This window comes from Arthrobacter sp. 210 2 (assembly GCF_059093025.1).
Genome location: NZ_JBNHIE010000014.1, coordinates 104,022 through 111,393, shown reverse-complemented (window position 1 = coordinate 111,393; position 7,372 = coordinate 104,022). Strand labels below are relative to the sequence as shown.

General features: G+C 56.7%; 5 protein-coding genes and 2 pseudogenes. 3 read left to right on the top strand and 4 right to left on the bottom strand.

Annotation, left to right across the window (positions count from 1 at the left end; translation table 11 throughout):
- Positions 1-53: 53 nt before the first annotated feature.
- The 3 genes and pseudogenes from AC5RWA_RS20430 to AC5RWA_RS20420 form a co-directional block, all read left to right on the top strand.
- Positions 54-1,343, top strand: a complete 1,290-nt coding sequence (locus AC5RWA_RS20430) for an ISL3 family transposase (RefSeq protein WP_494058854.1) — start codon at positions 54-56, stop codon at positions 1,341-1,343.
- 55 nt (positions 1,344-1,398) lie between these two features.
- Positions 1,399-1,608, top strand: a pseudogene (locus tag AC5RWA_RS20425) (transposase); the annotation flags it as partial.
- Between the two features lie 40 nt (positions 1,609-1,648).
- A pseudogene (locus tag AC5RWA_RS20420) lies at positions 1,649-1,783 on the top strand (transposase); the annotation flags it as partial.
- Between the two features lie 86 nt (positions 1,784-1,869).
- On the opposite strand, the gene AC5RWA_RS20415 reads toward AC5RWA_RS20420, so the two are convergent.
- The 4 genes from AC5RWA_RS20415 to AC5RWA_RS20400 all read right to left on the bottom strand — a co-directional run bounded on the left by AC5RWA_RS20415 (position 1,870) and on the right by AC5RWA_RS20400 (position 6,967).
- Complete coding sequence (locus AC5RWA_RS20415) at positions 1,870-2,484, bottom strand: hypothetical protein (protein WP_494058853.1); 615 nt, start codon at positions 2,482-2,484, stop codon at positions 1,870-1,872.
- Entirely contained in the window at positions 2,481-3,530 is a 1,050-nt protein-coding gene (locus tag AC5RWA_RS20410) for a DUF262 domain-containing protein (RefSeq protein WP_494058852.1), read from the bottom strand. Before AC5RWA_RS20410 ends, AC5RWA_RS20415 begins: the two co-directional genes overlap by 4 nt.
- A 1,179-nt stretch (positions 3,531-4,709) precedes the next feature.
- Positions 4,710-5,537, bottom strand: coding sequence for an abortive infection family protein (locus tag AC5RWA_RS20405; RefSeq protein WP_494058851.1), 828 nt, complete (start codon positions 5,535-5,537; stop codon positions 4,710-4,712).
- A gap of 422 nt (positions 5,538-5,959) precedes the next feature.
- Positions 5,960-6,967, bottom strand: a complete 1,008-nt coding sequence (locus tag AC5RWA_RS20400) for a DUF4917 family protein (RefSeq protein WP_494058850.1) — start codon at positions 6,965-6,967, stop codon at positions 5,960-5,962.
- Between the last annotated feature and the right edge of the window lie 405 nt (positions 6,968-7,372).

Here is a 7,372-nt window from a genome sequence, read left to right as displayed (position 1 = left end):
CCCTGCTGGGATGAGTGTGTCTAGCATTCAACCTGGAACAGGACCACGAGCCCTTGAACGAGCCTACCGGGGTCGCAGCCGACGCTGCCACCATCCTTTTCAACCTGCCCGACTACCACGTCATTTCCACCACCATCACTGCCGGCCGCCGGCAGGTCATCGTCGAAACCGACCAGCCGCCGGGCTGCCCAAGCTGCGGGGTGATCGCATCCCGGCGGAAAGAGCGCCGCCTTCAACGACTCCGTGATATTCCGGTTGCCGGGCCGGTGGACGTGCTCTGGTCCAAGTACCGCTGGTACTGCGAGGAGTCAGCGTGCAACCGGCTCTCGTTCTTCGAATCCACGCCGCAAGTGCCGCGCCGAGCCCGCTCGACGAGCCGGCTGCGGGGCCAGCTGGTGGACGCGGTCATCCGCTCCGGCAGGGCGATGGCCGAAACAGCTGCCGGGTTCGCGGTGTCCTGGTGGATGGTCCGGGCGGCAGTGACCGAGGCCTGCCTGCTCCAGCTGCCGGACGTGGACAAGCTCAGCCCGCGGATGCTGGGCATTGATGAACACCGGTTCCGGTCCGTGCGCTACTTTCAGGACCCGTCAACAAAGGCGTGGACACGGTTCGAGCCGTGGATGACAACCATCGTGGACCTGGACACCGGCCAGGTCCTGGGCGTGGTCGACGGCCGCGACCACAAGGGCGTCGGAGACTGGCTCTTCGCCCGGCCCCTGGAATGGCGCCTGGCCGTGCAGGTCGTCGCAATCGACCCGTCCGCGGCGTTCCGGAAGGCGCTGCGGATGTGGCTTCCCCGCACCGCGGTCGCCGTTGATCATTTCCACCTGATCTCGCTGGCCAACCAGGCCATGACCGAGACCCGGCAGAACCTCTCCCAACAGGTCAAGGGCCGCCGCGGCCGGGCCATCGACAAGGCCTGGGCCCACCGCATGCTCCTGCTGCGCGGCGGCGACACCCTCAGCTGCCGGGCCGCACTCCGACTCCAGGAAGTGTTCACTCTGGACGATCCCACCGGCACCCTCCAGGGCGTCTGGAACGTCAAGGAACAACTCCGGGCCGTGCTCCGCACCGGCTCCCTGGACGACGCCGCGGCGGCCAAGAACGTACTTGAGGAATTGGTGAAGGCAGCCGCCCGGCCGGAAACCAACAGGCTCTACCGCACCGTCTGCAGGTGGTGGAAAGAGATCGAGGTGCTCATCATTACCGGCGCCACGACAGGCAAGGTTGAAGCCAACAACACAGCGATCAAGAACATCAAACGAACTGCCCGGGGCTACCGCAATGCAGATAACTACAAATCGGTTATTCTCTTGAGAAGTGCCGTCCGGACGGCGGCATGACGCTCATTCCAGGGATCCATTTCCCCACGAACCGTGAAGAGCCGTCAAGGCAGCCGCACGGCCGGAGACGAACAGGCTCTATCGCACCGTCTGTCGGTGGTGGAAAGAGATCGAGGTGCTGATCATCACCGGAGCTACGACAGGCAAGGTAGAGGCCAACAACACGGCAATCAAGAACATCAAGCGTACGGCCCGTGGCTATCGCAACCCAGCCAACTACAAATCAGTTATTCTCTTGAGAAGTGCCGTCCGGACGGCGGCATGACGCTCATCCCAGGGATCCATTTCCCCATAAACCGTGAAGAGCCATCAACGGCGTCATCGAAACGACCCGCAGAATCGCCCGCGGCTTTCGGAACTTCACCAACTACAGACTCAGATGCCTACTCGCCGCCGGCGGTCACCGACCGTACCGGAAGAACACCCTCAACCATGCCTAAATGCGAAGGGCCGCTTAACCCCGCGGTCGCAGAAGGGCTGAAACGGACCTGTATGTGCAGTCCCTCCGCAGCATGCAGAGTCCACCCTACGTTCGGTTTGCAATATTCGTAATAATGGCCATCACGTTCTGTTCGCTGGCGTCGTAGAAGGTGTTTCCGAGTGAGACCTCAGGCGCCATCAGCATCTCATATGCCGTAACCCCGGTAGAGGGTGTACCTGTCCAGCGCGAATACAGGGCTTCAAGCGCCGCCCGCGTGGTGAATGAGAGATGTGCCGTTGAATTTCGAACAGTCTTCATGCTATTCAGGTGGCTTTTTGCTCCCGACAAGGGTGTCTTGAAGGGTTCCCCGTCCACAAAGTACAGATTTGCATACTTCAAGACGGTATCCGGCGTCGACCAATCCACGTAGCGCTGTGTTCCCATCAACATTTTGTGAGCGTGCTCCACAGATGGCGGTTTAGCAAACTTTGACGGACGCCATCGGGCTGTGCTCATTTTCCCAATTAGATAGTGAGCGAAACTGGCTTCAAGAAATTCTTCTAGAGCGATGAACAGTTTGAGAAAGCAAGCCTCAGACACGAGGGCCCGCTCTGAAAGTGATCGTTCATACTGCCCGTTAGGACTGAGAACATGCACCGATTGCAGATGGGAACGCGTCTCGGAAATACGCTCCGTGCTCGAAGCGAGTATCTTCTTCACGAGCCTTGAATGAGATGAATCAGGTATTCGGTACGTCGTTGACGAACCGAAGCATCAGTCGTTGCACGTCGGCTATCGTTAAGAAATTGCTTATCGGCGTCAGATAGGTCTGGCGAATCAGGGTCACTGAATACATCATCTACACGGTTGAGGCTATTCCGCACGCGGTCCAAGTTCGCGGACAACAGCCCACCACGATCCGCGGCGCAACCTTTGAGGCCAAATAGCATGTGATAGATTGCCGTGAAGAGGCTGTAGTACAGGTGAACCCGCCTGAATTCGCTGTTCGCAACCCCCTCCGGGTACACCTTTGAGATCATCGCGAGCGTGTGATGAAACTCTTCCGCCAGTTCGTCAGAATCAAGCGGGAAGCTCTTCTCGTATTGAGAGTAGTAGGCGCGAATCTGCTTTTTGCTCTGCACTCCGTCACACATCGCGATCAGCAAATCTGCGGCGAGTGACACGTCCGCCATCCTGACTACCTGGGGCTCACTGAGGATCTTGTTCTTGATCCAGTATTCGAAATGATCGTGCGCTAACTCATCGGCAAGTTTCTTGAACTCACCGAAGTGACTGGCGTTGATCTTTTCTTGTTCGTTCAGAACAACGGCGTGCGAATTTAGCCGACTGAAGATGTCAAGGATCTGCCCGTCAGTGAGATTAACAAGCAAGTCGGTTGAGAGCTCATACCCGAGCAGCTCGATTTGCTTATCTTCGGGTAATTCACTAAAGAATAGCCCTCCGAAGTCAGCGTTATGACCGCGTCGAATTGTGAATCCATCATTTACAAACGAGAGAATTGTCCGTAGTCGCTGCTGTCCGTCGACAACTTCACGTATATTGCGGCCGGTCGACGGTTCGATAATCTGGCGAATGAAAACCTTGGGGATCGGCAGACCCCGCATGATCGTGTCCATCAGGTATGAACGAGCCGTTTCTGTCCAAACATCACGACGCTGGAATCGGGGCGAAAGGACCAGTTGGCCGGAGGCATTCCACTCTCGGAAATCGCCAACGCTATATACACGGGAATCGAAGCTCTTCATGACCGTCCTGTTGTTATGTGCTACTTGAAGGATATCGGGAACCGCAAGACTCTCGGACCGTGACCCTGAACAGGCAATCTGTGGTGCCCCTAAAGCGTCCAGCAAGGTGTACCTCGTTGAGTATGTTGAGTACGGTCCAAAGTGTCGTCCAACGGGGTCGGTGTCATGGGATTGGACGTGAGCAACGGAGGGTCTTAAGTGTGACTGGACACAAAGGGCAGTCGGGCGGCACTGTACGCGTTATTGTCGGCGATCAGAACCACTCAGGACGCCTTGGGGCACATCCATGGACGGTCCCGGACATCATCACGCAGGACCGCTTCACGGAACGGATTCATACGGATATGACCGACAAGAGTGACGTTCAGCGGTTACCGGACTATCTGTCTTGGCCGACCTGGCGCCCCGGATTGCCGCCGGCATGTGAATAGCATGCGCACCAAGGGATTCGAGCTCACCCAACCGGCCCAGTGAATGAGCGTTCCTTACGTCTTCGGTATCCGTTCCAGGAACCAGCCCCAGGCTTCGTCCAGAGGTGTCCAAAGAAGCCTCCATCGGACCTGCTCCTCATAGCAGATGGCACGCTGTTCATCTCTATGGTCAGTCCAAGTGTGTTCTTTCCAGATCCAGCCGGGACCGTAGGGTCCCATGCCGTGCGGAACCTTTCCGAACCCGCCCGGCTTCGGAAAGGTGACAAGTTGGTGCGTCCGTGTCCCGCGAGCAAGGACGAGGGCGCCCACCGTTTGTCCGCACTCCGCGCCATAAACTGCATGCTGCTCTTTGCGAGATTCCAGGCGCGAAGCATGAAATACGACTGGTGGAGGTCGTACACGGCATGCAGACCGAAGTGCGCTTCGATGGCGGCGGCCTCCATATCGGTGCCCTTGCATGTTTCTTTTACTCGTTTCGAAGCTAGTTCGAGAGCTCGGAGACTGAGCAGGTAGGAGGCACGGACGTCAGGCACACGGACCACAATACGGTTTGAAGAGCTGGAACAGATTAGGCAGGGCGAATTGCGGTGGCTTTGAACACTTGGAATCATGGCCAGGCTCGCCTTCGGCGCTGACGTGGTTCGTGGGACCGTCCCAAGCTTCAACAGTCAGGATCCCGTTCATCCAATTCCTAGGTCGCAGGGGGCTCCACGCCCCTGTTTCCCGGTTCCTAGGAACTGAGACACATCTATAGTTCGTAGATCCGTCGAGCGGTCTTTCCTGATCCATCTTCGAAAGTCGCCAAGAGAAAATGGCAGAGACCTGAAACGGCGGTCACTACGAACTCAGCCAGAATGGCATCGGCCTTGGGGCCACGCGCGACGCCGTGTCCCGTCCCAAGCCCTAAATTCCTTATCTCGGAAGCGGATGTAGAGATTTGTGTAAGGGCTGTGAATATCTTGATGCGCTGATCGTCGCCAGGTAGTCCTGCAACTTCAAGTTGCAGCTTAGTCCTGACCTCTTTGAAGAGCGCAGGTAAGTCCTTGGTTCGAGTGGCTTTGTGGTTGCCATGCAGACCAAGAATTTCCTTACAGACGGTTTCCAGTAGGTCTTTGGCCTGGCCAATTGCTTGCTGTGGATCGTTGATTAATCCCTCGCGGATTCGCCGCGTGTGGGCATCAACATCTTTGATGCCCATCCGCTGGGCGACATTTTCCAAGCTGGTTGTTGCGTCGACAGCCCCCTGGGCTTGGTACAGGTTGTTGTAAAGCTCGGGCTCCTCCTCCCGCAGCCAGGCGCTAGTTCGGAAGACTTTTTCAACTCTGGCAAGCACGTCAGGGCTTACGCCGTCGTTGCTGCGCAATCCACCTGAAGAAGTCAGACCTAGCTTGTTGAGGGCCTTACTTCCGATGTCCACAGCATGGCTCGCATAGTCCTCGTTGCCCCAAGTCAGACCCCGAAACAGCCTCGGGTGCTTTTGGATTTTCTCGACCATGCCGACTTCGAGGCCTAGACCAATCCAACGGACTCTTGGAAAGACTTGGTGATGCGCCGCAGGAGCGCGTTCCGCAAGCATTCGACCGTGCTTTGTTTCTCCATAGATGACGAGACTACAGGTGAAGTTGGCTGGTAGTTATTCGCAGGATCAATATTGCCCTGTCACCCTCCGAACATTTTTTGGGTATCCGAATTGCGAGGGACGGATCCGGGGTGGTGCGGCAGCCTGCCGCTCCGCTCAGCATGTCTCGGCGGAGTTCAACCCCTGTCTGGCTGTCTATCGCTGAACTCGAATGCGGGGACTCCGCTGGTGACCCCCAAGACAAACTACGACGATCTTGAGCCAGCGGGCTGCATCAACATGACATTCGCACCACGGCTGGCTGCAGGGTCCGAGTTCGTCGCCAGCGTCCCACCTGGAGTGTAACGCTTCTATGGAGGTGGGCTACTATCCCATCCCGCAGCAAGGTCGTTGGCGCTCCCTAACTAGCGGGACGAGGATTACCGCACTGAAAGCATCGGTGACCCAAGAGGAAACGTCGCGGCATCGATAAAGTAAATTCTTTCCGGTGGCACCGGACGGAGAAGTTTTTGTATGCGGTCTATTTCATCGGGCACGTAATGAACACCGACGTTGGTGGGGACGTAGATGCTGACTGCGATGTCACGGTGGACGTGTTTCTTGAGAGCTTCCACAATATGCTGATCTGTTGAATCCAGTGAAGCGCCAAACACGACGACATTGTCAGTTGAGTTTAGAAGGGTGTGGTACGCGAAATTAAGATAGTCGGACGAACGTATCGTGCGCATCTTGTCACCCGCAGAAGCGCCGCTCACAAACAGCGACTGCCGGGAAGCCCTCATATTAAGTGATGTCTGCACCTGCTCCAGGATGGCCGTGCCCCCATTGGAGTAGCTATGCTTGCCGGTTCTTTCCGTGCGAAGATCCCGCCACAGGTGTAGGCCGCCATGGAGGTAGTAAATCCCGGTGACGCCAGGCCAAGGCTCAGTTTCTGCTGGATCGAACGTAAGGTTCTGAAAGAAGAAGTCAACCATGCGCACTTCATTGCGAACACTCATGTGCGCCCAGTAGATGAGGAGGTCGTAGTTGAGCGTAAAGACCTTCGAAAAGCCGTTTAGCGTTTGCGCGATGGTCGCGAGGGTGGGTGGTGGAACGCTCCAACGTTGAACGTGGGCCCTTCTGACGGCATCGAAGAGGCCGTTCTTGATCCCGTTATAGAGAGGCCGTATCCAGTCCGCAGGTTGGTCGACGGCTTCGAGCACGTCTTGCGTCTCAAAGAGCCGACCGAGAACTGCTTCAAAGTTCTCTGTTTCCAACCTATTGAATACCGAGCGCTCCCTTGGACCCAGATCGGCAATTTCAAAAAGGGACTTGTATCTGAAATCGGCCCAGATGTTGACGCTCACCCCGTTGCCGAGTAGCAGGCAGGGGAAATGTCGCCCGTTGCTTATCTCCTGCCATGAGGAGAGACCATGACCTCGGTTCACTTCGTTCGCCTCCGCCCGCGCAAGCGGCTTTCCAATTAGTGCTGCCCCCTGATGATACTTAGGGAGAGCATCTACTTCCCACCGGCCTGCTCCAACAAGTGAACATCCTCCAGATCCTCACGTTCTACGCAAGATAGAACTACGCGGAGGATTCCTTGGCAACAACTTATAAATCACTACCCTGCACGGTGACGAATCTAAAGACCGCGCCGTACTCAGCATGGGACGCCTCGCCGCGGTGAGCAGGAGATTACGCGGGTATCTCAGCGGACAATAGTCCTTGGAGATGAACCGACGTAGTCGGAAAGCGCTAGACTTTCCGGCTTCCTCTTTGTGCGAGCACATGAATCGCCGGCACACACGTCAGAATGTTGTGCAAAATAAGGGAGAGTCGACGAATCAAAG